The 22,567-nt window shown below is 70.7% G+C and carries 23 protein-coding genes; 19 read left to right on the forward strand and 4 right to left on the reverse strand.

Translation table 11 applies throughout. From position 1 onward, the window contains the following. Positions 1–77 precede the first annotated feature (77 nt). The 5 genes from C9J87_RS00790 (at position 78) to C9J87_RS00810 (ending at position 4,092) form a co-directional block, all read left to right on the forward strand. Positions 78–1,259: an acetoin utilization protein AcuC gene (locus C9J87_RS00790; protein ID WP_107704491.1), complete on the forward strand. Its 1,182-nt coding sequence runs from the start codon at positions 78–80 to the stop codon at positions 1,257–1,259. A 202-nt stretch (positions 1,260–1,461) separates the two neighbouring features. Beyond that, the gene (locus tag C9J87_RS00795; protein WP_269634805.1) at positions 1,462–1,644 is read left to right on the forward strand and encodes a helix-turn-helix domain-containing protein; all 183 of its coding nucleotides are present in this window, start codon (positions 1,462–1,464) and stop codon (positions 1,642–1,644) included. A 138-nt stretch (positions 1,645–1,782) separates the two neighbouring features. Next, positions 1,783–1,884: a 30S ribosomal protein bS22 gene (locus C9J87_RS00800; RefSeq protein ID WP_008356322.1), complete on the forward strand. Its 102-nt coding sequence runs from the start codon at positions 1,783–1,785 to the stop codon at positions 1,882–1,884. Positions 1,885–1,895: 11 nt separating this feature from the next. Next, positions 1,896–2,897 (forward strand): NAD-dependent epimerase/dehydratase family protein, encoded by a 1,002-nt coding sequence (locus tag C9J87_RS00805; RefSeq protein ID WP_107704492.1) that lies wholly within the window; start codon positions 1,896–1,898, stop codon positions 2,895–2,897. After that, positions 2,890–4,092, forward strand: coding sequence for a lysophospholipid acyltransferase family protein (locus tag C9J87_RS00810; protein WP_010831461.1), 1,203 nt, complete (start codon positions 2,890–2,892; stop codon positions 4,090–4,092). Before C9J87_RS00805 ends, C9J87_RS00810 begins: the two co-directional genes overlap by 8 nt. A gap of 24 nt (positions 4,093–4,116) precedes the next feature. Here C9J87_RS00810 and C9J87_RS00815 read toward each other — a convergent pair whose 3' ends face one another. From C9J87_RS00815 to C9J87_RS00825, 3 genes are all read right to left on the reverse strand, one after another. Continuing rightward, positions 4,117–5,328: a DUF5667 domain-containing protein gene (locus C9J87_RS00815; RefSeq protein ID WP_107704493.1), complete on the reverse strand. Its 1,212-nt coding sequence runs from the start codon at positions 5,326–5,328 to the stop codon at positions 4,117–4,119. A gap of 130 nt (positions 5,329–5,458) precedes the next feature. Continuing rightward, on the reverse strand, positions 5,459–6,232 hold the full coding sequence (locus tag C9J87_RS00820) for a sigma-70 family RNA polymerase sigma factor (protein ID WP_010831463.1): 774 nt from the start codon (positions 6,230–6,232) through the stop codon (positions 5,459–5,461). Positions 6,233–6,350: 118 nt separating this feature from the next. Then, entirely contained in the window at positions 6,351–7,232 is an 882-nt protein-coding gene (locus C9J87_RS00825; protein ID WP_010831464.1) for an HAD family hydrolase, read from the reverse strand. 61 nt (positions 7,233–7,293) lie between these two features. On the opposite strand from C9J87_RS00825, the gene C9J87_RS00830 reads away from it, so the two are divergent. From C9J87_RS00830 to hemB, 7 genes are all read left to right on the forward strand, one after another. After that, positions 7,294–8,901, forward strand: coding sequence for a class I adenylate-forming enzyme family protein (locus C9J87_RS00830; protein WP_010831465.1), 1,608 nt, complete (start codon positions 7,294–7,296; stop codon positions 8,899–8,901). Continuing rightward, a complete protein-coding gene (locus C9J87_RS00835) occupies positions 8,898–9,152 on the forward strand; it encodes a glutaredoxin family protein (protein WP_010831466.1) in 255 nt (84 codons plus the stop codon). The genes C9J87_RS00830 and C9J87_RS00835 overlap by 4 nt, the downstream gene beginning before the upstream one ends. Before the next feature lie 153 nt (positions 9,153–9,305). Next, positions 9,306–10,001 (forward strand): redox-sensing transcriptional repressor Rex, encoded by a 696-nt coding sequence (locus tag C9J87_RS00840; protein ID WP_107704494.1) that lies wholly within the window; start codon positions 9,306–9,308, stop codon positions 9,999–10,001. Next, a complete protein-coding gene (locus C9J87_RS00845; RefSeq protein WP_107704495.1) occupies positions 9,998–11,296 on the forward strand; it encodes a glutamyl-tRNA reductase in 1,299 nt (432 codons plus the stop codon). Before C9J87_RS00840 ends, C9J87_RS00845 begins: the two co-directional genes overlap by 4 nt. 8 nt (positions 11,297–11,304) lie before the next feature. Further along, complete coding sequence (hemC, locus tag C9J87_RS00850) at positions 11,305–12,255, forward strand: hydroxymethylbilane synthase (RefSeq protein WP_198652252.1); 951 nt, start codon at positions 11,305–11,307, stop codon at positions 12,253–12,255. Then, entirely contained in the window at positions 12,252–13,898 is a 1,647-nt protein-coding gene (locus C9J87_RS00855; protein ID WP_010831470.1) for a bifunctional uroporphyrinogen-III C-methyltransferase/uroporphyrinogen-III synthase, read from the forward strand. Before hemC ends, C9J87_RS00855 begins: the two co-directional genes overlap by 4 nt. A 110-nt stretch (positions 13,899–14,008) precedes the next feature. Beyond that, positions 14,009–15,013 (forward strand): porphobilinogen synthase, encoded by a 1,005-nt coding sequence (gene hemB, locus C9J87_RS00860; protein ID WP_010831471.1) that lies wholly within the window; start codon positions 14,009–14,011, stop codon positions 15,011–15,013. 90 nt (positions 15,014–15,103) lie between these two features. On the opposite strand, the gene C9J87_RS00865 is transcribed toward hemB, so the two are convergent. Continuing rightward, the gene (locus C9J87_RS00865; protein ID WP_010831472.1) at positions 15,104–16,282 is read right to left on the reverse strand and encodes a lytic transglycosylase domain-containing protein; all 1,179 of its coding nucleotides are present in this window, start codon (positions 16,280–16,282) and stop codon (positions 15,104–15,106) included. Positions 16,283–16,454: 172 nt separating this feature from the next. Here C9J87_RS00865 and hemL point away from each other — a divergent pair, with 172 nt between their 5' ends. From hemL to C9J87_RS00900, 7 genes are read left to right on the forward strand one after another with little or no spacing between them, the layout of a single operon-like run. Beyond that, the gene (hemL, locus tag C9J87_RS00870; RefSeq protein ID WP_036490004.1) at positions 16,455–17,771 is read left to right on the forward strand and encodes a glutamate-1-semialdehyde 2,1-aminomutase; all 1,317 of its coding nucleotides are present in this window, start codon (positions 16,455–16,457) and stop codon (positions 17,769–17,771) included. Further along, the gene (locus C9J87_RS00875) at positions 17,768–18,445 is read left to right on the forward strand and encodes a histidine phosphatase family protein (RefSeq protein ID WP_010831474.1); all 678 of its coding nucleotides are present in this window, start codon (positions 17,768–17,770) and stop codon (positions 18,443–18,445) included. The genes hemL and C9J87_RS00875 overlap by 4 nt, the downstream gene beginning before the upstream one ends. Beyond that, positions 18,442–19,020 carry a TlpA family protein disulfide reductase gene (locus C9J87_RS00880; protein WP_010831475.1) on the forward strand — a complete coding sequence of 193 codons (579 nt, stop codon included), beginning with the start codon at positions 18,442–18,444 and terminating at the stop codon, positions 19,018–19,020. The genes C9J87_RS00875 and C9J87_RS00880 overlap by 4 nt, the downstream gene beginning before the upstream one ends. Beyond that, positions 19,013–19,768, forward strand: a complete 756-nt coding sequence (locus C9J87_RS00885) for a cytochrome c biogenesis CcdA family protein (RefSeq protein WP_010831476.1) — start codon at positions 19,013–19,015, stop codon at positions 19,766–19,768. The genes C9J87_RS00880 and C9J87_RS00885 overlap by 8 nt, the downstream gene beginning before the upstream one ends. After that, entirely contained in the window at positions 19,765–21,384 is a 1,620-nt protein-coding gene (resB, locus tag C9J87_RS00890; protein WP_010831477.1) for a cytochrome c biogenesis protein ResB, read from the forward strand. The genes C9J87_RS00885 and resB overlap by 4 nt, the downstream gene beginning before the upstream one ends. Continuing rightward, the gene (ccsB, locus tag C9J87_RS00895) at positions 21,381–22,304 is read left to right on the forward strand and encodes a c-type cytochrome biogenesis protein CcsB (RefSeq protein ID WP_010831478.1); all 924 of its coding nucleotides are present in this window, start codon (positions 21,381–21,383) and stop codon (positions 22,302–22,304) included. The genes resB and ccsB overlap by 4 nt, the downstream gene beginning before the upstream one ends. Further along, positions 22,301–22,564, forward strand: coding sequence for a DUF4229 domain-containing protein (locus tag C9J87_RS00900; protein ID WP_010831479.1), 264 nt, complete (start codon positions 22,301–22,303; stop codon positions 22,562–22,564). The genes ccsB and C9J87_RS00900 overlap by 4 nt, the downstream gene beginning before the upstream one ends. The last annotated feature ends 3 nt before the right edge of the window (positions 22,565–22,567 follow it).

Consider the following 22,567-nt stretch of genomic DNA (forward strand, 5'->3'; position numbering starts at 1 on the left):
CTCTTGAACATGTTCACCTCTGGTCGTCTGTCGAGCCGTCCCGGCGACGATCTCCTGCGGGGGATAGGTTCGGCTGCATGGTGGAGTGCTCCGGACCGGCGTCGGTCGTCTTCGACTCGTCGCTGACGGAATACAACTTCGGGCCCTCGCACCCGATGTCACCGATCCGCGTCGACCTCACGATGCGCCTGGCCGAGGAGCTCGGTGTCCTGGCCGGGCTGACGGTGGTGCCCCCGCCGATGGCCGACAACGACCTGATCGCCACGGTCCACACGCGCGAGCTGATCGCCGCCGTCACCCGCATGGGCATCGACGGTGGCGAGGACCCGTTGCACGGGCTCGGCAGCGACGACAACCCGGTCTTCGAGGGCATGCACACCGCCGCGGCGCACGTCGTCGGCGCCACGGTCGAGGCCTGCCGCCAGGTGCTCAGCGGTGAGTCGCTGCACAGCGCCAGCATCGTCGGCGGCCTGCACCACGCGATGGTCGATCGCTCGAGCGGCTTCTGCATCTACAACGACATCGCGGTCGGGATCCAGCACCTCCTCGACAGCGGCGTCGAGCGCGTCGCCTATGTCGACGTCGACGTGCACCACGGCGACGGCGTGGAGAAGATCTTCTACGACGACCCGCGCGTGCTCACCATCTCCTTGCACGAGACCGGCCAGATGCTCTTCCCGGGCACCGGCTTCCCGCAGGACTCGGGCGGCGAGGGCGCCGAGGGGACTGCGGTCAACGTCGCGCTCCCGCCCGGCACCGCCGACGGCGGTTGGCTGCGCGCCTTCCACGCGGTCGTCCCGCCGGTGCTGCGCGAGTTCGCGCCGCAGGTCCTCGTGACCCAGCACGGCTGTGACTCCCACATGGAGGACCCGCTCGCCCACCTGATGCTCAGCGTCGACGGCCAGCGCGCCGCCTACCTCGCGCTGCACGAGCTCGCGCACGAGATCTGCGACGGCAAGTGGGTCGTCACCGGTGGGGGCGGCTACGCCCTCGTCGAGGTCGTGCCGCGCGCCTGGACCCACCTGTTGGCGATCGTCGCGGGAGCGCCGCTCGACCCGGCGACCGAGACCCCGCAGGCCTGGCGTGACCACGTCCTCGACGTCCTGGGTCGTACGGCGCCGCACCGCCTCACCGACGGTCGCAACCCGGCCTACCGGGACTGGTCGGGGGGCTACGACCCCGAGACGTGGCTCGACCGGGCGATCATGGCGACCCGCAGCGAGGTGTTCCCGCTGCACGGGCTCGACCCCTATCCGTGAGCCGGTCGGCGTACTCGAGATGCCCCGGATCAACCCGACACGCCGAGCGCCCCACAAGTTTCTCTAGTCACACCCTTCCCCACAGGTCACATTGGCCCTATCTTTGCGAAAAGAGCGCCACGAACTTGTGACACCGGTGGGGAAGCCGGTGCCGTTGCGCAGAAGGAATGGTGCACAGATGGCTCCCAACAAGCCTGGAGACATGTCCGACGTCGTCTTCTTGACGATTGCTGAGGTCGCATCCAAGATGCGCGTCTCGAAGATGACGGTCTACCGACTCGTCCACAACGCAGAGCTGCCAGCCGTTCGCGTCGGCCGCTCGTTCCGCGTGACCGAGGACGACGTCAACGAGTACCTCCGCAAGAGCTTCTACAACGCCGGATAGTTCCGGCGCGCAGGCTGGGCGGACACCGATTCTTGCCCTCCCAGCCTGCCCAGTAGGCTGTGCGGGTCGTGCGGGCACCTGCCTGTGCGCCGCGCGCGCATCCGTTTGCGTGTGCGCAGGTTCGTGAAAGGTCTTTCCGTGGGTTCTGTCATCAAGAAGCGGCGCAAGCGCATGGCCAAGAAGAAGCACCGCAAGCTGCTCAAGAAGACGCGCGTGCAGCGTCGCAAGCTCGGCAAGTAACACCTGTCGTCATGGGACGGGTCGTGCTGGTCACCGGGATATCCCGTGACATCGGCCGCCGCTTCGCGCGCGCTGCCGCCAGCGACCCGTCCATCGACCGCGTCATCGGCGTCGACGTGGTGCCACCACGCGGCGACATCGGCGACGTCTCCTTCGTGCGCGCCGACATCCGCAGCCCCGTCATCGCGAAGGTGCTGGCGAAGGACGACATCGACACCGTCGTCCACATGAGCGTCATCGCGACCCCCGGCTCGGCCGGCGGTCGCAACACGATGAAGGAGCTCAACGTCATGGGCACGATGCAGCTCCTCGCTGCGTGCCAGAAGTCGCCGACGATCAAGAGCCTGGTCGTGAAGTCGACGACCACGATGTACGGCGCCAGCTCGCGTGATCCCGCGATGTTCACCGAGGACATGGGACCCAAGCGGGTTCCCAGCACGGGCTATGCCAAGGACACCTACGAGGTCGAGGGTTATGTCCGCGGCTTCGCGCGCCGGCGTCCGGACGTCAGCGTCACGACCATCCGCGCGGCCAACGTCATCGGCCCCCACGTCGTCAGCCCGATGACGAGCTACTTCCGCCTGCCGGTCATACCGCGGGTGCTCGGCTTCGATCCGCGGCTGCAGTTCCTGCACGAGGACGACCTGCTCGACGTGCTGCGGCACGCTGCGGTCTCCGACATCTCCGGCACCTTCAACGTCGCCGGTGACGGCATGCTCATGCTCACCCAGGCGATCCGCCGGCTGAACAAGCCGACTGTGTCGATGCCGACGTTCGCCCTCGGTCGCGTCGGGTCTGCGCTGCGACAGGCCCGCGTCGTCGACTTCTCGCCGGAGCAGCTCACCTTCTTGACCTACGGCCGCGGCGTCGACACGACGCGCATGCGCGAGGAGCTCGGTTTCGAGCCGCGCTACTCCACCGCAGCCGCGTTCGCCGACTTCGCCGTCTCCATGGGGGTCCCGCTGCGCGGCGACCTGCTCGCTCCGCCTCCGAAGGGGGAAGTCCGTGTCTGATCGCGACCCGTCCGACGCCGACATCATCCCGATCGGCACCAGCGGCCGTCCCGGTCGCGGGACCGGACGTGCACGACCCTCCGCGGCGGCGCGCAGCCTGGCCGGCCCGGCGCCGAAGCCCGCCGCCAAGAAGGCTGCCTCGAAGCCTGTGCCCCAGGTTGGGTCGAAGGTGGAGCCCACGCCGGCAGCGACGACGCCCGCCGCGACCGAGCCCGTGACTCCGCGACCGACCCGGGAGTCCGGGCCGTCGAGGACCGCGTCGCGCCCCGCCGTCACCACCGAGGAGCGCCACCCGCTCGCGGGCGTCCCGATCGGGGACTGGCTCTCGGCCTTCCAGGGCGCCGCCGTCGAGCTCTTCGGCGACCAGTGGGAGCGCCGGCTGGCCGAGATGATGGCGTTCCTGCGCCGTCGACTCTCGGGCGAGTACGTCGTGGACGAGTACGGCTTCGACACCGAGATCACCGAGCGCTTCTTCATGGCCGCGCTGCGCCCGATCGCGCAGAAGTGGTTCCGCGTCGAGGTCCGTGGTGTCGACAACATCCCGACCACCGGTGGCGCGCTCGTCGTGTCCAACCACTCCGGCACCGTGCCCATCGACGGCCTGATGACCATGTTGTCGATCCACGACGAGACGGGTCGTTTCCTGCGACCCCTCGGCGCCGACCTGGTCTTCAAGCTGCCCGTCGTCAGCGCCCTGGCCCGCAAGGGCGGGGCGACGCTCGCGTGCAGCGAGGACGCCGAGCGGATGCTGTCCGGTGGCGAGCTGGTGGGCGTGTGGCCCGAGGGCTTCAAGGGCATCGGCAAGCCCTTCAGCGAGCGCTACAAGCTGCAGCGCTTCGGCCGTGGCGGCTTCGTGTCCGCGGCGCTGCGCACCGGCGTGCCGATCATCCCGCTGTCGGTGGTGGGCGCCGAGGAGATCTATCCCCTCGTCGGCAACATCCCGTCGCTGGCCCGCCTTCTGGGCGTCCCCTACATCCCGATCACGCCGTTCTTCCCGCTGCTCGGACCGCTCGGGCTGGTGCCGCTGCCGTCCAAGTGGCTGCTCGAGTTCGGCGAGCCGATCCGCACCGACTCCTACGACGCGGTCGAGGCCGACGACCCGATGCTGGTCTTCAACGTCACCGACCAGGTGCGCGAGACCATCCAGCAGACCCTCTACACCCTGTTGCGCGAACGCCAGAGCGTCTTTCGCTGAGCTGCGACGCTGACGGGCGTCGCGTCAGGGGAGCAGCGGGTCGGTCGCGCCGTCGACGGTGCCCTGCAACCCGTCGACCGTGCCGTCGAGGGTCGTGCCGACACCGGTGAGCGCCTCGTCGGCGACCGGCAGGCCGTCCGTCGCGGTCGACAGGTCGCCGGTCAACAGCTTGGTGACGTCGTTGACCTGCTTCTTCACGTCGACCTTGGGCGTGCTGGGCTTCGGGGTGGGGTTCGACGTCGGGGCCGGGTCCGGCACCTCGAGGTCGGGCACCTCGACGCCGGAGACGTCCGTACCCGACAGCGGGTCGGGAGCTGCGGGGGACGTGGGCCTGGGGGGCGCCGCCGCCGTGACCGGCGTGAGCAGGTCGGGATCCTGGCTCGCGGTGACGATCACCGTCGAGACGCCGGAGGGCGGAGCGCTGGCCGTGAGCAGGTTGGGCGGGATCGACGCGACGCCGCCATCGCAGGTCGGGCAGGCGCGGCTGGCGCGCTGGTCGATCTCGGCCAGGCGCTGGCTGGCAGCGACGAGGCTGTCGTCGGCCGAGTCGGGCAGGTCGGACTCGAGCGCGGACAGGCGCTGGATGCTCGCGCCGGTGAAGGTGCGCAGCTCGGTGATCGATGCCTCGTCACCCGTCGTGGCGTAGGCCGACAGCAGCACGTCGGAGGCCTCGCTGGCCTGCTCGGTGAAGGTGTCGAGGGTGGGCTCGAGAGCGCTGATGCTGCGCGGGCTGCCGTCGGCGGCGAGGTCGCGGACCTCGTCGAGCCGCCCACGGGCACTGGCGAGGAGCGCCTCACCCCGGGCGGTGTCGTCACGGGCGAAGTCGGTCTGGGCGTTCTCGAGGGCGCGCTTGACGGGATAGAGCGACTCGCCGGGCAGGGCGCTCTGGGCGGCGACGGCCATGGAGGTGGTCGCCCCGAGCATGGCGGCGAATCCCAGGACGGTGGCGAGTCGACGGTCGCGGCGGTAGGACCGGACGGGCAGGACGAGGCGCTGCTCCTCGGCCGTGAGCGGACGGGAGGCCTGCGGGAGCAGGGCGGTGTCGGCCTCTGCCATCAGGCGCAGGCGCAGGTCGGAGACGAAGTCGGCCCGCGGGGCCGGCTCCGGAATGGCTCGCAGGTCGCGGACGACTGAGAGCAGGTCGGCGAAGGCCGTGGCGTCCTGCTCAGTGAAGGGACGCGAGAGTGCCGCGTCGAACTCCTCTGCACGCCTTCGTGCCGAGAAAGGCCCAGTCATCGCATTCTTCCTTGGGTTCGCAGGCTGTACGTGGCAGCCGATCGGTGCCCCTCCACCGGGCCAAACGACCCGGTGAGGACGGAAGTTACGCGCGCGGGCGCAGCACTTGAGAGACGTCGGTTACGTTTGTTCATCGGTCGTGCGACCCTTCGGGCATCAGCTTGGCCAGATTGCGCACCCCGCGCAGCTGCAGCTGCTTGACCGCTCCGTCGGAGCGGCCCAGCGCCGCGGCCGTCTCGGCGATGCTCAGGCCCTGCAGGAAGCGCATGATCAGGCACTCGCGCTGCTCCGGCGGGAGCTGGGTCAGTGCCTTGAGCAGCACCTCGTTGGTCAGCCCCGCGAGCACCGCTGCCTCCGGGCCCTCGGTCACGTCGTCGTGCAGGCCCATGTCCTCGGTCGTCATCTCGAGGCGGGTACGACCGGCCTTGAAATGATCGGTCGTGAGGTTGCGCGCGATCGTCATCAGCCAGGCGCCGAAGTCGCGGCCCTGCCAGCGGAAGTTGTTCATGCTGCGCAGCGCACGGAAGAAGGTGTCGGCCGTCAGGTCCTCGGCCAGGGTCGCCGAGCGCGTGCGGTAGTAGAGGAAGCGGTAGACCGACGGCTGGTAGTGGTCGTAGAGAATGCCGAACGCTTCCTTGTCGCCGCCGCGCGCGAGCTCGACGAGCGCGATCAGCCGCGTGCGGTCGGCCTCGCTCTCTTCCGAGGAGGTGGCCTGGTCGGCGTCGCCGTAGTCGCCGTTGGGTGCGCCCGCGGGACCGGTCGCGGGTCGCGGCGACATGGCCGCCTCGGACAGGGCCACGTCGAGGTGCACGCCCATCGCCGTACACAGGGACGGCGACAGGGCCAGCGCCAGGACGCGCCTCAGCGCATCCAGTCCAGCCGACAGTTCGATGTCGCGCGACATACGTAGAACACCCTCCCAGGTGTGACCAGTGTCTCGGTCACTCGGCAAGGGTATGCGGGCGAGCCCACATATGGAACCGAACTCACATGGTGATCAAGACGGGCGAGCGGCGGCAGCGTCAGTGACGCCGGCCGCGCACGGCCGCTCCGGCCGCCACGGCACCGCTCAGGCCGCCCGCCGCGGCGGCCAGCACGAGTCCGGCGCGGGCCGCCTTGCGCCCGGTGCGGTAGTCACGCACACGCCACTTGTGCTCCTTCGCGTGGGCGCGCAGCTTGGCGTCGGGGTTGATCGCGATCGGCTCGCCCACCAGGGAGAGCATGGGCAGGTCGTTGTAGGAGTCGGAGTAGGCCGAGCAACGGCTCAGGTCCAGCCCCTCGCGGATGGCCAGCGCCTTGATCGCCTCGGCCTTCGCAGGGCCGTGCAGCATGTCGCCGACGAGCCGGCCGGTGTAGACGCCGTCCTCGTGCTCGGCGACGGTGCCCATGGCGCCGGTGAGGCCGAGCCGGCGCGCGATGATGGAGGCGATCTCGATCGGCGCCGCGGTCACCAGCCACACCCGTTGTCCCTGGTCGAGGTGCATCTGCGCGAGGGCGCGGGTGCCGGGCCAGATGCGGTGCTGCATCCCCTCGTCGAAGACCTCCTCGCCGATCTCCCGGAGCTCCTCGACGGTGTGCCCGGCAATGAAGCCCAGCGCCGAGTTGCGGGCGTCTGCGACGTGCTCGGGATCCTCGACGCCGACGACCCGGAAGTAGGTCTGCTTCCAGGCGGCACCCAGGATGTCGCGGGTCGAGAAGAACTTGCGGCGGTGCAGCCCGCGGGCGAGGTGGAAGATGCTCGCGCCCTGCATGACGGTGTTGTCCACGTCGAAGAAGGCCGCCGCCGTGAGGTCGGTGGGCATGTTGAGCGCGGTCTCGACCTCGGTCGCTGCCGCGGCCGCCTCACCAGCCAGCGTCGAGCGTTGCTGGAGGTTCAGTCGGCGCGGTCTTTCGGGCGGCGTCACGTCGGTCAGCGTAGACCTGCAAGGCCGCCGCGAGGGGCAGCGCGTGTGGAAGTATCGGCCCATGCTGCAGACGGATCTCGCCGACCTCTTGCTCTTGGCGTCGGAAGAGGCACCGGATCGCCTGGCTGTGGTCGAGTCGGACGGTCGCGGCCGCACCTGGCTCGAGCTCGAGGGTGAGGTTGCGTCGTTCGCGACCGGCCTGGGCGACCTCGGCATCCTGGCCGGCGCCCGGGTCATGCTCGTGGTCGGCAACCGCCTCGAGTTCGTCACGGGCTATCTCGCGATCCTGCGCGCGCAGGTCGTCGCCGTACCAGTCAACCCGCGCTCGACCGCCGACGAGCTCGCGCGGATGATCGCCGACTCCGGCACCCGCCTGGTCATCGCCGACCCCGACTCCCTGGCCGTCGTCCGGGACGCCTGCGCCCAGGTCGTCGCGGCCCTCGACGGCGAGCCGACCGACCTCGAGGCCGACCTCGTCAGCCGCGCCCAGCGTCCTCGTGTCGTCACCATCGACACCGCTCCGCAGGACGGGGAGGTGTCGTACGCCGATGTGCTGGCCACCGAGGCGCGAGCCCTGCCGCCGCTGCCCGACCCGGAGAAGCTCGCGGCCCTGCTCTACACCAGCGGCACCTCCGGGCGGCCGCGCGCGGCGATGCTCACCCACCGTGCGCTGCTGGCCAACCTCGAGCAGGTCGGCGACGTCGAGCCACCGATGATCCACGGCGACGACGTCGTGCTCGGTGTGCTGCCGCTCTTCCACGTCTACGGGCTCAACGCCGTCCTCGGGGGCGTCCTGCAGCACCGCGCCAAGCTCTTGCTCGTCGAGCACTGGGACCCCTTCGCCGTGCTCGACCTGATCGAGGACGAGGCGGTCAGCGTGCTCCCGATCGCCCCGCCGGTCTTCGCCCACTGGCGCGGGATCGAGGACCTCGCCGACCGGCTCGGCCCCGTACGCCTCGTGCTCTCCGGCTCCGCACCCCTGCCGCCGGAGGTGATCGAGGAGTTCACCGCGATCACCACCATCCCCGTCCACCAGGGCTACGGCCTCACCGAGGCGTCCCCGGTCGTGACCAGCACGCTGTGCAGCGACGTGCTGCAGACCGGCTCGGTCGGTGCCGCGCTGCCCGGCATCGAGCTGCGCCTGGTCGACGAGACCGACACGCCGGTCACGGGCGAGGACCCGGGCGAGATCCAGGTCAAGGGGGCCAACCTCTTCAGCGGCTACTGGCCCGACGGTGCGAGCGGCCCCTCCGACGAGGGCTGGTGGTCGACCGGCGACGTGGGCTTCCTCGACTCGACGGGCGACCTGTTCCTCGTCGACCGGGTCAAGGAGCTGGTCATCGTCAGCGGCTTCAACGTCTATCCCTCCGAGGTCGAGGAGGTGATCCGCGAGGTGCCCGGCGTCCGCGACGCCGCCGTCATCGGGGTCGCGGACGACGACACCGGTGAGGCCGTGGTGGCCTATGTCGTCGCCGAGGCCGACGCCCCGGAGGACGGCGAGGCGCTGGAAGACGCGGTGCGTGGCCACGCGTCCTCCCGCCTCGCCCGCTTCAAGCAGCCGACCCGCGTCGAGGTGGTCGCCGAGCTCCCGCTCACCGTCACCGGCAAGGTCCAGAAGGGCCGCCTGCGCGGGATGGAGCGCCGGCGCCAGCTGGGGCTGCTCGAATGAGCGCGAGCCCGAACCCGGCACGCGTCACCCTCTACGGCCGCGTGGGCTGCCATCTCTGCGACGAGGCGCGTGCCGTCATCGAGGCCGTGTGCGCCGAGCTGGGGGAGTCGTACGTCGAGGTCGACATCGACACCGACCCGGCTCTGCGCGAGCGTTTCACCGACGAGGTGCCGGTGACCTTCGTCGATGGTCGCCAGCACGACTTCTGGCGGGTCGACCCCGTCCGGCTGCGCACAGCCCTGCGTCGCTGAGGCCCCCAGTGCGGGTGGGTCATCTCACATGTGCTAGCCGGCATCGTCGCTCAGTTTGTTCTCCCGTTCACAAACTCCTACAGTGATCGCGCCGACTCGTTCTCACACGGGTTTTCCCACACCCGGGACCGCGTTGGCTGGAAAGAAGACGCAGTGACTGCACGGACGTCCAACGACCACGCCCGGGACATTCCCGAGGCCACTGTCGCTCGGCTACCCGTCTATCTACGTGCCCTCATCACGCTTGCTGAGCAGGACATCGAGACCTGCTCGTCCGAGGAGCTCGCGACCGCCGCCGGCGTCAACTCCGCCAAGCTCCGCAAGGACCTCTCCTACCTCGGCAGCTACGGCACCCGCGGTGTCGGCTACGACGTGGAATACCTGCGCTACCAGATCGCCCGAGAGATCGGTGTGACCCAGGACTGGCCCGTCGTCATCGTCGGCATCGGAAACCTCGGTCACGCCCTCGCCAACTACTCCGGATTCCGCAGCCGTGGGTTCCGCGTGGTGGCCCTGCTCGACGCCGATCCCGACCGGCACGACGAGGTCGTCGCGGGCGTCGACGTACGCCCCTTCGACGAGCTCGAGGCGATCGTCCTCGAGCACGGCGTCGCGATCGGCGTCATCGCCACGCCCGCCCTGGCCGCCCAGGACGTCGCCGACCGGATGGTCGACGCGGGCATCACCAGCATCTTGAACTTCGCACCGACAGTGCTGTCGGTGCCCGAGGGAGTCGACGTCCGCAAGGTCGACCTCTCGATCGAGCTCCAGATCCTCGCCTATCACGTCCAGCGCAAGGCAGCAGCCGGCCTGGTCGAGGCAGAAGCAGTCACGGAGGACTCAGCATGAGTGTTCTCGTCGTGGGGGTCTCCCACAAGTCGGCCCCGGTCGCGCTGCTCGAGCGGCTCGCCCTGGATGCCAACGGCGTCACCAAGCTCGTCGACGACCTGATGGGCAGCGAGCACGTCGGTGAGGCGACCGTCATCGCGACGTGCAACCGCCTCGAGGTCTATGCCGACGTCGACCGCTTCCACGGCAGCGTCGAGGAGGTCTCGCGGTTGCTCGTCGAGCGCGCCGGTGAGTCCACCGAGGCGCTCGTGCCGCACCTCTACGTCCACTACGACGACGGTGCCGTCTCCCACCTCTTCAACGTCGCCTCCGGCCTCGACTCGATGGTCGTCGGCGAGGGCCAGATCCTCGGCCAGACCCGCGAGGCGCTGCGCCTGGGCCAGGAGGTCGGCTCCGTCGGCCCCGCGCTCAACGTGCTCTTCCAGCAGGCGCTGCGCGTCGGCAAGCGCTCGCACGCCGAGACCGACATCGACCGCGCCGCCCCGTCTCTGGTCACCGCCGCCCTCGAGCGGATCCCCGGGACCGTCGCCGGACGCCGTGTCGTCGTCGTCGGGGCCGGTGCGATGGCCTCCCTGGCCATCTCGACCGTCCACCGCCTCGGCGCCAGCGACATCGCCGTCGTCAACCGCACCAGCGACAACGCCGCCCGGCTCGCTCGCGAGTACGACGCCCGCTCGCTGCCGCTGGCCGAGCTCGCGACCGCTCTGGGCGACGCGGACGTGGTCGTCTCCTGCACCGGCGCCGCCGGTGTCCTCGTCACCCGCGCCGGGCTCGCCGAGGCCCGGGGCGACCTCGAGACCCCGCTCGCGATCATCGACCTCGCGCTGCCCCACGACGTGGAGCCCGAGGTCGCGACCCTGCCCGGCGTCACCCTCATCGGTCTCGCGTCCCTGGCCGAGGACCTGCGTGACTCCGACGCCGCCCGCGAGGTCGAGGGCGTGCGCGCGATCGTCGCCCAGGAGATCGCCGCCTTCCTCGCCGCGCGCCACCAGGCCAGCGTCACGCCGACCGTGGTCGCGCTCCGGTCCATGGCGACCTCGGTCGTCGACGCCGAGATGGAGCGGCTCTCGACCCGGCTGCCCGACCTCGACGAAGTCACGCGCGCCGAGGTGCTGCACACCGTGCGTCGCGTCGCCGACAAGCTCCTGCACGAGCCGACCGTCCGGGTGAAGGAGCTCGTCAACGAGACCGGCGCCGTGTCCTACGCCGCCGCGCTGGCCGAGCTGTTCGCGCTCGACCCCGAGGCCGTCGACGCGGTCACCCGCGCCGGTGTGCCCGAGGAGGGACGCCCATGAGCGCCCCCCTGAGCAGCATCCGGCTCGGCACCCGCCGCTCGCTCCTGGCCACCACCCAGTCCGGTCATGTCGCCGACTTGATTCGCCAGCGCCTGGGGCGTGAAGTGGAGCTCGTGGAGATCACCACCGAGGGCGACACCAACACCGCCCCGCTCGCCACGATGGGCGGCACGGGCGTCTTCGTCAGCGCCCTGCGCGACGCGCTGCTGCGCGGCGAGGTCGACGTCGCCGTCCACTCGCTCAAGGACCTCCCGACCTGGCCCGCCGAGGGCATCACCCTGGCCGCCGTACCCACGCGCGAGGACCCGCGCGACGTCGTGGTCGCCCGGGACGGCCTGACCCTCGGCGAGCTGCCCGCGGGCAGCCGCGTCGGCACCGGCTCGCCGCGTCGCGCAGCCCAGCTCGCAGCCCTCGGGCTCGGCGTCGAGATCGTGGAGATCCGCGGCAACGTCGACACCCGCATCGCCAAGGTCGCCAGCGGCGACTACGACGCGGTCGTGCTCGCGCGTGCCGGACTGGCCCGCCTCGGACGCGTCGACGAGGCCACCGAGGTGCTCGACCCGCTCCAGATGCTGCCGGCCCCCGGACAGGGTGCGCTGGCGATCGAGTGCCGCAGCGACGACACCGACCTCCTGGCCGACCTCGCCCGGCTGGACGACCACCCCACCCGGGTGGCCGTCACCGCCGAGCGCAGCCTGCTCGCCGCCCTCGAAGCCGGTTGCTCGGCGCCCCTGGGCGCCCTGGCCGAGGTCGTCGAGGGTGACGACGGCGACGAGCTGTGGATCCGGGCGATCGCGCTGTCACTCGACGGCGGCCTGTCGATCCGCACAAGCACGACCGGCAGCGTCGACGACGCCGCTGCCACGGGGAACCGCCTCGCGAGCGAGATGCTCGCCGAGGGCGCCGCAAGCCTGATGGACAGCACAGGGATGGAAGCACCAGTGAGGAAGCAGTCATGACGCGAGCACAGAGCGCCCAGTCCAACGCCGCCACCACGGCGCCCGCCACCACCACGAGGGGCTGGGTGTCGTTCGTCGGCAGTGGCCCCGGCGACCCCGGCCTGATGACGGTGCGGGCGGTGGAGCTGTTGCGCGACGCCGAGGTGATCATCACCGAGGCGCCCGAGCACGCCGATCTGGTGCACGCCCTGCTCACGGTCACCGAGGACGGCCCGCAGGTCGTCGACGGTGGCTTCGGTGAGGACGGCCAGCCGCTGACCCACGCCGCGCGCGCCAAGGTCGTGGTCAAGCACGGCAAGAAGTCGCGCGTGGTTCGCCTGATGACCGGCGACCCGTTCCTCTACGCCTCCGGTCCCGAGGAGGCGCAGGCGTGCGTCAAGGCCGGCGTCGGCTTCGACATCGTGCCCGGCGTCTCGTCGGTCTCCGCGGTCCCGGCCTACGCCGGCATCCCGCTGACCACCAAGGACCACCGCGAGATGGCCGTCGTCACCTGCGGCCCGAAGGTCGACTGGAGCCAGTACTCCGACGACCGCACCCTCGTGCTGCTCTCGGCCGTCGGCACCATCGGTGAGATCGCCGCCGCGCTGATTGCCGCCGGTCGCTCGGCCGAGACGCCCGTCGCCATGACCCGCGTCGGCACCACCACCGAGCAGGCGACCGTCACCTCGACGCTCGCCGACATCGCCGCCGACGCCCGCGCGGCGCGCATCTCGCCGCCGGCCATCACGGTCATCGGCAAGGTCGTCAACCTGCGCGAGACGCTGTCGTGGTTCGAGACCAAGCCGCTCTTCGGCTGGCGCGTCCTGGTGCCGCGCACCAAGGAGCAGGCCGGCTCGCTGTCGCGTCGCGTGCGCGAGTACGGCGCTGTGCCGGAGGAGGTCCCGACCATCTCGGTCGAGCCGCCGCGCAACCCGCTGCAGATGGACAAGGCCGTCCGCGGCCTCGTCGAGGGCCGCTACGAGTGGATCGCCTTCACGTCGGTCAACGCGGTCAAGGCCGTGCGCGAGAAGTTCGAGGAGTACGGCCTGGACGCCCGCGCGTTCTCCGGCCTCAAGATCGCCGCTGTCGGTGACAAGACCGCCGAGGCCATCGCTGCCTGGGGCCTGCGCGCCGACCTCGTGCCGACGGGCGAGCAGTCCGCTGCCGGCCTGCTGGCCGACTGGCCGCCGTACGACGACGTGCTCGACCCGATCAACCGGGTCTTCCTGCCGCGCGCCGACATCGCCACGGAGAACCTCGTCGCCGGCCTGATCGACCTGGGCTGGGAGTGCGACGACGTCACCGCCTACCGCACCGTGCGCGCCACGCCGCCGCCGGCGGAGACCCGCGACGCGATCAAGACCGGCAAGTTCGACGCCGTCGTGTTCACCTCGTCCTCGACCGTGCGCAACCTCGTCGGCATCGCCGGCAAGCCGCACCCCTCGACGATCATCGCGGTCATCGGCCCGGCCACGGCGAAGACCGCCGAGGAGCACGGCCTGCGCGTCGACGTACTCGCCTCGAAGCCCGACGTGGAGGTCCTCGTGGACGCCCTCGCCGACTTCGGTGCCAGCCGTCGCCTCGACCTGCTGGAGGCCGGCGAGCCGGTCACCAAGCCGAGCGAGCGCAAGCCCACCGCCCGCCGCAAGGCCCGCGCGAAGTGAGCTGAGCCGGACACGGCACGAAGGGCGGCGACGGAGGAGACTCCGTCGCCGCCCTTCGTCGTCCGTGGCGCAGCGGAGGGTCGCGGCTCGGCGACCCGTAGGCTTCAGGCGTGATCGCGAACGAGGAGCAACCCGACATCACCGGGCCGGTCATCCGGCCGCGCCGCCTGCGGCGCACCCCTGCGCTGCGCCGACTGGTCGGCGAGACGTCGGTGCAGGCGAGCCAGCTGATCCTTCCGGTGTTCGTCCGCGAGGACATCTCCGAGCCAGTGCCGATCTCCTCGATGCCCGGGGTCGTCCAGCACACCCGTGACTCGCTGAAGGCCGCCGCAGCCGAGGCCGCCGAGCTGGGGCTGGGCGGGGTGATGCTCTTCGGCATCCCGTCGACCAAGGACGCCGTCGGCAGCGGTGCCATCGACCCGAGCGGCATCCTCAACCTCGCGATCAACGACGTCGTCGCGGAGGTGGGCGACACGCTCACCGTGATGAGCGACCTGTGCCTCGACGAGTTCACCGACCACGGCCACTGTGGCCTGCTCACCCCCGATGGCGAGATCGACAACGACAAGACGCTGGCGGCGTACGCCGAGATGGCCATCGCGCAGGCCGAGGCCGGCGTCGACATGGTCGGCCCCAGCGGGATGATGGACGGCCAGGTCGCGGTCGTCCGGCGCGCGCTCGACGCCGCCGAGCACTCCGGGGTGTCGATCCTGGCCTACTCCGCGAAGTACGCCTCCGCCTTCTTCGGGCCGTTCCGCGAGGCGGTCAACTCCTCCCTCGAGGGCGACCGGCGCACCTACCAGCAGGACCCGGGCAACGTCCGCGAAGGCGTGCGCGAGGCGCTGCTCGACGTGGCCGAGGGTGCCGACATCGTCATGGTGAAGCCGGCGCTGCCCTATCTCGACGTCGTGCGCCGGGTCCGCGACGCCGTGGACGTGCCCGTGGCGGCGTACAACGTCTCGGGCGAGTTCGCCATGGTCGAGGCCGCCGCCGCGAACGGCTGGCTCGACCGCGACGCCGCGGTGCTCGAGACCCTCACCTCCATCCGCCGCGCGGGTGCCGACGTGATCCTGACCTACTGGGCGGCCGACGCCGCCCGCCTGCTCGGTCGCTGACCCCCGCCCGGTGGGGGTGTGTTGACGCCGACTCGGCAAATCACGAAGGCCCGCCGGGGAACCGGCGGGCCTTCGTCGTGGAGCGAGTGGCTACGGCGTCATCAGGTCCTCGACACACGCGTTCAGCGCGGCCAGGTCGAGGGCCGAGATGCCGCTGGTCAGGCACTGGGCCTGGGCCTGGGCGACGGTGAGCGTCTGGTCGAGCGGGGTGACGCTGGTCGTCGGCAGGCTGGGCAGCTTCGTCGGGATCGGCAGCTTGACCGGGTCCTTGGTCGGCGACGGAGTCGGGTTGGGGGTCGGGGTCGCTGTCGACGTGGTCGGCTTCGTCGGCGTCGGCTTGACCGTCGGGGCCGCGGTGCTCGTGCTGCCCCGCACCACGGCCTCGTCGCGACCCTTGGCGGCCTTGGTCTTGGCGCTGCGCACCGGCGAGGTGGTCGGCCCGGTGGTGTTGGGCAGGAAGACCCCGGCGGAAGTGGTGCCGTTGGGCACCGACGTGAAGTCGCCGTCCATGTAGGCCTGCATGATCGAGATCACCAGGTCGACGTAGTCGTTGGAGTGGTTGTAGCGGTAGACGCTGGCGCGCTGGCCCTTGTCGGTGGACAGGTCGTCGTCACCGGAGCAGAGGTAGACGGCCGTCGCGAGCGCGGCGTCGTCGATGTCCTGGGGGTTGCGCTTGCCGTCGTTGTCGCCGTCGACACCGACGACCGACCAGGTCGACGGGATGAACTGCATGGGGCCGACGGCGCGGTCGAACTTGGTGTCGGAGTCGTACTGGCCGGCATCGGTGTCGGTGATGTTCTGGGTGTTGTTCTTGCCGTTGAGCGCGATGCCGTAGATGCCGGGCTCGGCGACGCCCTCCTCGCTGAGGGTGTTGCCACCGAAGCGACCGTGGTCGGACTCGACGCGACCGATGGCCGCGATCAGCTGCCACGAGACCTCGCACGCCTTGTCGGCGGAGTTGATGACAGCCTCGGCGCGCTGGTAGGCGGCGAGCGCGGCCGACGGGATGCCGCTGGTGGAGGCGGTCGCGATGATGTCGCCGGTGTCGCCGCTCGCGGCGGCGGGAGCAACGGAGGTGGGGGAGGAGACGCTCGCCGGGGCCTCGATCGCCTGCGTCGGCACGGCGCTGCCGTCGGGCAGCGTCGTGGTCACGTCGCCGGCCAGGGCGGCGCTCGCGCCGATCCCGGTCAGGCTGGCGGTCCACGCGACGGAGAGCACGGCGAGCGGCACGACGGCCGTCGCCTTCTGCAACCGGTTGAAAGTGGGCATTGCTTGTCTCCCCTGAGGGTGCTGCGGTCAGAGCACGGCACTCCCTCAAGTGCGTGCAAGGCTCTCAACGAATGGTGTCACAGTGAGTTACGTCGCAACACCCTGGTGTGATGCCCAACACGTCGCGAGGTCCGAATCGTCCCTTGCTTGGGGACTACGCGACAATAACCCGGTGACTGCCCGTCCCGCCCCCGTTTCCAGCACGCTCTTCGAGCGGGCCCAGGCAGTGACGCCGGGCGGGGTGAACTCCCCGGTCCGGGCGTTCAACGCCGTCGGCGGCACGCCCAGGTTCATCCGCAGCGCCAAGGGTGCCTGGCTGACCGACGTCGACGGCAACGACTACGTCGACCTCATCTGCTCCTGGGGGCCCATGCTGCTCGGCCACGCCCACCCGGAGGTGCAGGCGGCGATCGCGCAGGCCGTCACCCGCGGCACCTCCTACGGCACGCCCACCGAGCCCGAGGTCGAGCTGGCCGAGGAGATCGTCTCGCGCACCCCGGTCGAGAAGGTCCGCTTCGTCTCCAGCGGCACCGAGGCCACGATGTCGGCGCTGCGCCTGGCCCGCGGCTTCACCGGTCGCGACATCGTCATCAAGTTCGCCGGCTGCTACCACGGCCACGTCGACGCGCTCCTGGCCAGCGCCGGGTCCGGCCTCGCCACCCTCGCGGTCCCCGGCACGCCGGGCGTCCCCGCCAGCGCTGCCGGCGAGACGATCGTGCTGCCCTACAACGACCGCGCCGCCGTCAGCGCGGCGTTCGCCGAGCACGGTGACCGGATCGCCTGCCTGATCACCGAGGCGACGCCGGGCAACATGGGCGTCGTACCCCCCGCTCCCGGCTTCAACGGCTTCCTCGCCCAGACCTGCCGCGACCACGGCGCACTGTTCATCAGCGACGAGGTGATGACCGGCTTCCGCGCCACCCGCGAGGGCGGCTGGGGCCTCGACGGTGCCGTCGAGGGCTGGACCCCCGACCTGATGACCTTCGGCAAGGTCATGGGCGGCGGCTTCCCGGCCGCGGCCTTCGGTGGTCGCGCCGACGTGATGAGCCGCCTGGCGCCCGAGGGCCCCGTCTACCAAGCAGGCACGCTGTCCGGCAACCCGATCGCCACCACCGCCGGCCTTGCCACGCTCCGCCTGGCGACGCCCGAGGTGTACGCCGACCTGTCGGCCACCGCCGACACCATCAAGTCCGCCGTGGTCGACGCGCTCACGGCCGCCGGTGTGCCCCACGGCGTACAGAGCGCCGGCACGATGTTCTCGGTGTTCTTCCGCGACGGCGAGGTCACCGACTTCGCGGGTGCCTCGACGCAGGACACCCAGGCCTTCGCCGCCTTCTTCCACGCGATGCTCGACGCCGGGGTCTATCTCCCGCCGTCGGCGTTCGAGTCGTGGTTCGTCTCCTCGGCCCACGACGAGCGGGCCGTCTCCACCGTCCTCGCGGCGCTCCCCGGCGCCGCCCGTGCCGCTGCTGCGATTGGATCCGCATGAGTGACAAGACGATCGTCCACCTGCTCCGCCACGGCGAGGTGCACAACCCCGAGGGCGTCCTCTACGGGCGCCGCGACGGGTTCCACCTCTCGGAGCTCGGTCGCACGATGGCCGAGCGCATCGGACAGGCCCTCGGCGAGCGCGACATCGTGCACATGCGTACGTCGCCGCTGGAGCGCGCGCAGGAGACGGCCGCGCCGCTCGCCGCCGCTCGCGGGCTGACGCCGGTCCTCGAGCCGCGCGTGATCGAGTCGGCCAACCGGTTCGAGGGGGTCAACTTCGGCGGGGGCGCGAAGACGTTCCTGAAGAACCCCGCACTGCTGCGCCACCTCTACAACCCGCTCAAGCCGTCGTGGGGCGAGCCCTACGACGAGATCGCGGCCCGGATGATGGCGGCCGTCGACGACGCCCGCGACGCGGCCCGTGGCCACGAGGCGGTCATCGTGTCGCACCAGCTGCCGATCTGGACGACGCGGCTGTTCGTGGAGAAGCGCTCCTACCTCCACCACCCCAAGACGCGTCAGTGCACGCTGTGCTCGGTGACCTCGCTGCACTTCGACGGCGACGCGCTGCACCAGGTCGTCTACTCCGAGCCGGCCGGCGACCTCATCCCCGTCGGCGACCGCTCGGCGCCGTTCTCCGCCGGTGGCGCCAAGGCGGAAGACCGACCGTGAGGAACCTCGTCGCGCTGCTCGCCCTGCTCACCGTCGTCACGACCGGCTGCTCGTCCCTCGACGGCACCGGCGACAAGGGCTTCATCTCCCAGGACGGTGCCGTCACCCAGATCCCCGCGGCTGATCGCGGCGAGGCGATCGACGTGACGGGCGAGGACCTCGACGGCAAGCAGATCTCCTTCGCCGACCTCCGCGGCGGTGTCGTGGTCGTCAACGTCTGGGGTGCGTGGTGCACGCCGTGCCGGGTCGAGCAGCCCGACCTCAACGAGGCTGCGGAGCAGACCGCCGGCGCCGCCGAGTTCGTCGGCCTCAACATCCGCGACGCGTCGGTCGACAACGCGCGGGCCTTCGTCCGTACCAACGAGGTGCCCTACCCGTCCATCTACGACCCGGACAGCAAGGCACTGCTCGACTTCTCGGCCGTCCACCCGGTCCGCTCGCCTCCGACCACGTTCGTGCTCGACCGCGAGGGCCGCGTCGCGGCGGTCGTCTCGGGCCGACTGCCGTCGGTGGGCACGCTCGTCACGCTGGTCGAGGACGTCGACAACGAGAGCCGGGGCACCACAGGTGGGTGACTGGTTCCGCGAGACCGCGGGCTCCGGCTCGCTGGTCCTGGCCCTCCCGGTGGCCCTGATCGCCGGCCTGGTCTCGTTCTTCTCGCCGTGCGTGATCCCGATGCTGCCGGGCTACCTCTCCTACGCCACCGGCATCTCCGGCTCCGACCTCGCCGAGGGTCGCCACGGCCGCGGCCGGCTGCTGGCCGGCTCGAGCCTGTTCGTGCTGGGCTTCGCCGTCGTCTTCGTCGCGCTGGGCGCCATCACCGGTCAGTTCGGGCTCTGGCTGGCCGCCCACGTGCAGCAGCTCAACGTCGTCCTCGGCGTCTTCGTGATCGTGATGGGGCTCGCGTTCATCGGCCTGGTCCCGCTGCTCCAGCGGGAGATGCGCTTCCACAAGGTGCCCGCCGTCGGCTTGGTGGCGGCGCCGTTCCTCGGGTTCCTCTTCGGGCTCGGCTGGACCCCGTGCGTCGGCCCGACCCTCGGCGTCATCTTCACCCTGTCGGCCAACGAGGCGACCGCCGCTCGCGGCGCGCTCCTCTCGGCCGTCTACGCCCTCGGCCTCGGGCTGCCGTTCATCTTCGCCGCGCTCGCCTACCGCCGCGCGCTCTCGGCCTTCGCCGTCGTCCGCCGCCACCAGCAGTGGGTGACCCGGATCGGCGGGCTGATGCTGATCCTGGTCGGCGTCCTGCTCGTCACCGGTGCCTGGGACTGGGCCGTGCAGTGGCTGCAGGTGCGGCTGGTCAGCAACTTCGAGGTCGCGGTGTGAGCGACGTGAGCGACACGGTCGAGAAGGACACCGGGGGCCGCGATCGGCAGGCCACCCCGATGCCCACCGACATGACGGCGCGCGAGCTCGGTCGCTGGGCCTGGCGCCAGGTCACGTCGATGCGTACGGCGCTGGTGCTGCTGCTGCTCCTGGCGCTGGCCGCCATCCCCGGCTCGATCGTGCCGCAGGAGGACGTCGACTCCCTCGCCGCCTCGCGCTGGCGCGAGGCCCACCCGAAGCTCACCCCGGTCTACGAGAAGCTCGACCTGTTCTCGGTCTACGACTCCCCGTGGTTCTCGGCGATCTACATCCTGCTGATGATCTCCCTCGTCGGTTGCATCGTGCCCCGCACGGCCGTCTACTGGCGCGCGCTGCGGGCCCAGCCGCCCAGGGCGCCGAGGAACCTGTCGAGGCTGCCCGAGCACGCGGCGTACACGACGGACGATGCGCCGGACGACGTGCTAGAGCGGGCCGCGGCAGCGCTGAGGAAGCGCCGCTACCGGGTGGTCTCGACAGGCTCGACCGCCGAGGGCTCCGGCTCGGTGTCGGCCGAGAAGGGCTACCTGCGCGAGGCGGGCAACCTGGTCTTCCACCTCTCGGTGCTGGTGGTGCTGGTCGGCTTCGCGCTGGGCGGGCTGTTCGGCTACAAGGGCGGCGTGATCGTCGGCGTCGGTCAGGGCTTCTCCAACGACCTCACGCAGTACGACGACTTCGTGCCCGGCTCCCTGTTCGACGGCGACGACCTCGAGCAGTTCACCTTCACGATCAAGGACTTCGAGGCCGAGTGGCTGACCGAGGGACCGCGCGCGGGCATGGCGCGCAAGTTCGTCAGCGAGCTGGAATACCGCGAGACGCCCGACGCGGAGCCCGAGAGCTATGACCTCAAGGTCAACCACCCGTTGACGATCGGCAAGACCGAGGTGTTCCTGATCGGCCACGGCTATGCGCCGGTCATCACGATCCGCGACGGCAACGGCGACATCGCCGCCACCGGCCCGACGGTCTTCCTGCCCACCGACCAGACCTTCGCGTCCTTCGGGGTCGTCAAGGCCGCCGACGCCCGCCCCGGCCAGATCGGGCTGGAGGGCGACTTCTACCCGACCTTCGCGCTCGGCGACGGGATGCCGCGCTCCAGCTTCGGCGACCTGCTCAACCCGCTGCTGTCGATGTTCGTCTACACCGGCGACCTGGGCCTCGACGCGGGCACCGGCGACTCCGTCTACGTCCTCGACAAGGCCGACGCCGAGCAGGTGATGAAGGCCGACGGGCAGCCGTTGCGCCTCGACCTGCGCCCGGGCGACACGGTGAAGCTGCCCGACGGGCTCGGCTCGGTCACCTTCGAGGGCATCGAGCGCTGGAACAAGGTGCAGATCAGTCGCACCCCCGGCAAGCTCGTCGCCCTCACCGGCGTCGTGATGGCGCTGATCGGGCTGCTCGGCTCGCTGTTCATCCGGCCCCGCCGGGTCTGGGTGCGCACCCGGCGCTCCGAGGACGGACAGACCGTCGTCGACCTGGGTGCCCTCGATCGAAGCAACGGCGGCGACCCCGAGCGCGGCGAGCTCGAGCTCGCGGCGATCATGGACTCACTCCAAGAACCGAAAGAGGACAAGTCGTGACCGACGCATCGTGGGAAGCGCTCAGCAACCAGGCGGTCGCGGCCAGTGGCGTCGTCTACTTCCTGGCGCTGCTCGCCCACCTCGTCCAGTGGGCTGCGCTGCGCAAGCTCCCCGCCGACGTCGTCGTGACCACGGGTCGTACGGCGATGGCCGGGCGCCTCGCCGTACTCCTCACCGTCCTCGGGGTCGGCGTGCACTTCGTCGCGCTCCTCGCGCGCGGGATGGCCGCGGACCCCAACCGGGTGCCGTGGGGCAACATGTACGAGTTCACGCTGTCGGGCACGTTCTTCGTCGGCCTGCTCTACCTCCTCTTCCTGCGCCGCTTCGCGCTGGAGTGGATGGGACCGCTCGTGGTCGCGTTCGTGCTGTCGATGATGATGCTCGGCGTCATCTGGCTCTACGACCCGGTCGCGCCGCTGACCGAGGCGCTCTACTCGCCGTGGCTGGTGATCCACGTCGTCTCCGCGGTGATCGCGACGGGCGCCTTCACCCTGGGCGGCATCGCGTCCGTGCTCTACCTCCTCAAGGAGCGCTCCAGGGCAGAGCGCGGCTATGTCGCGCGCCTGCCGGCCCTGGCCTCCCTCGACCGGATCTCCTACCGGATGCACGCCTTCGGCTTCCCGGTGTGGACCTTCGCGGTGCTCATCACCGGGCCGATCTGGGCCCACCAGGCCTGGTCGTCCTACTGGAACTGGGACCCAAAGGAGGTGTGGGCGTTCATCACCTGGGTCGTCTACGCCGCCTACCTCCACGCCCGCGCCACCGCCGGCTGGAAGGGTCGCAACGCTGCGATCGTCGCTCTCGTCGGCCTGGCCACCTTGTGGTTCAACTTCATCGGCATCAACTTCTTCAGCTCGGCCAGCCAGCACTCCTACGCGGCTGACACCACCACCATCACGTCCCAGGAGACCTCCCTGTGAAGGAATTCGTCGTCTACACCGGCCTGCGCATCGCGCTCTTCGTGGCCTGCCTGATCACCGTCCTGCTCGTCTGGTCGCTGTTCACCGATGGCAAGGTCCCCGCGCTGTGGCCGGTCGTGATCGCCTTCATCGCCTCCGGCGTGCTGTCCTACTTCCTGCTCAACCGCCAGCGCGACGCCTTCGCCCGCCGGGTCGAGGAGCGCGCCTCGCGTGCCGCCTCGAAGTTCGAGGAGCGCAAGGCGCGCGAGGACAACGACTGACGG

It is taken from the genome of Nocardioides allogilvus, assembly GCF_003047285.1.
Classification (GTDB): domain Bacteria; phylum Actinomycetota; class Actinomycetes; order Propionibacteriales; family Nocardioidaceae; genus Nocardioides; species Nocardioides allogilvus.

Bases quoted from the DNA above. Each gene is read 5' to 3' on its own strand.
- C9J87_RS00790 (WP_107704491.1), top strand. From the start codon at position 78: ATGGTGGAGTGCTCCGGACCGGCGTCGGTCGTCTTCGACTCGTCGCTG.
- C9J87_RS00865 (WP_010831472.1), bottom strand. From the start codon at position 16,282: ATGCCCACTTTCAACCGGTTGCAGAAGGCGACGGCCGTCGTGCCGCTC.
- C9J87_RS00805 (WP_107704492.1), top strand. From the start codon at position 1,896: ATGGGACGGGTCGTGCTGGTCACCGGGATATCCCGTGACATCGGCCGC.
- C9J87_RS00835 (WP_010831466.1), top strand. From the start codon at position 8,898: ATGAGCGCGAGCCCGAACCCGGCACGCGTCACCCTCTACGGCCGCGTG.
- C9J87_RS00795 (WP_269634805.1), top strand. From the start codon at position 1,462: ATGTCCGACGTCGTCTTCTTGACGATTGCTGAGGTCGCATCCAAGATG.
- C9J87_RS00845 (WP_107704495.1), top strand. From the start codon at position 9,998: ATGAGTGTTCTCGTCGTGGGGGTCTCCCACAAGTCGGCCCCGGTCGCG.
- C9J87_RS00855 (WP_010831470.1), top strand. From the start codon at position 12,252: ATGACGCGAGCACAGAGCGCCCAGTCCAACGCCGCCACCACGGCGCCC.
- C9J87_RS00830 (WP_010831465.1), top strand. From the start codon at position 7,294: ATGCTGCAGACGGATCTCGCCGACCTCTTGCTCTTGGCGTCGGAAGAG.
- C9J87_RS00815 (WP_107704493.1), bottom strand. From the start codon at position 5,328: ATGACTGGGCCTTTCTCGGCACGAAGGCGTGCAGAGGAGTTCGACGCG.
- C9J87_RS00875 (WP_010831474.1), top strand. From the start codon at position 17,768: ATGAGTGACAAGACGATCGTCCACCTGCTCCGCCACGGCGAGGTGCAC.
- C9J87_RS00820 (WP_010831463.1), bottom strand. From the start codon at position 6,232: ATGTCGCGCGACATCGAACTGTCGGCTGGACTGGATGCGCTGAGGCGC.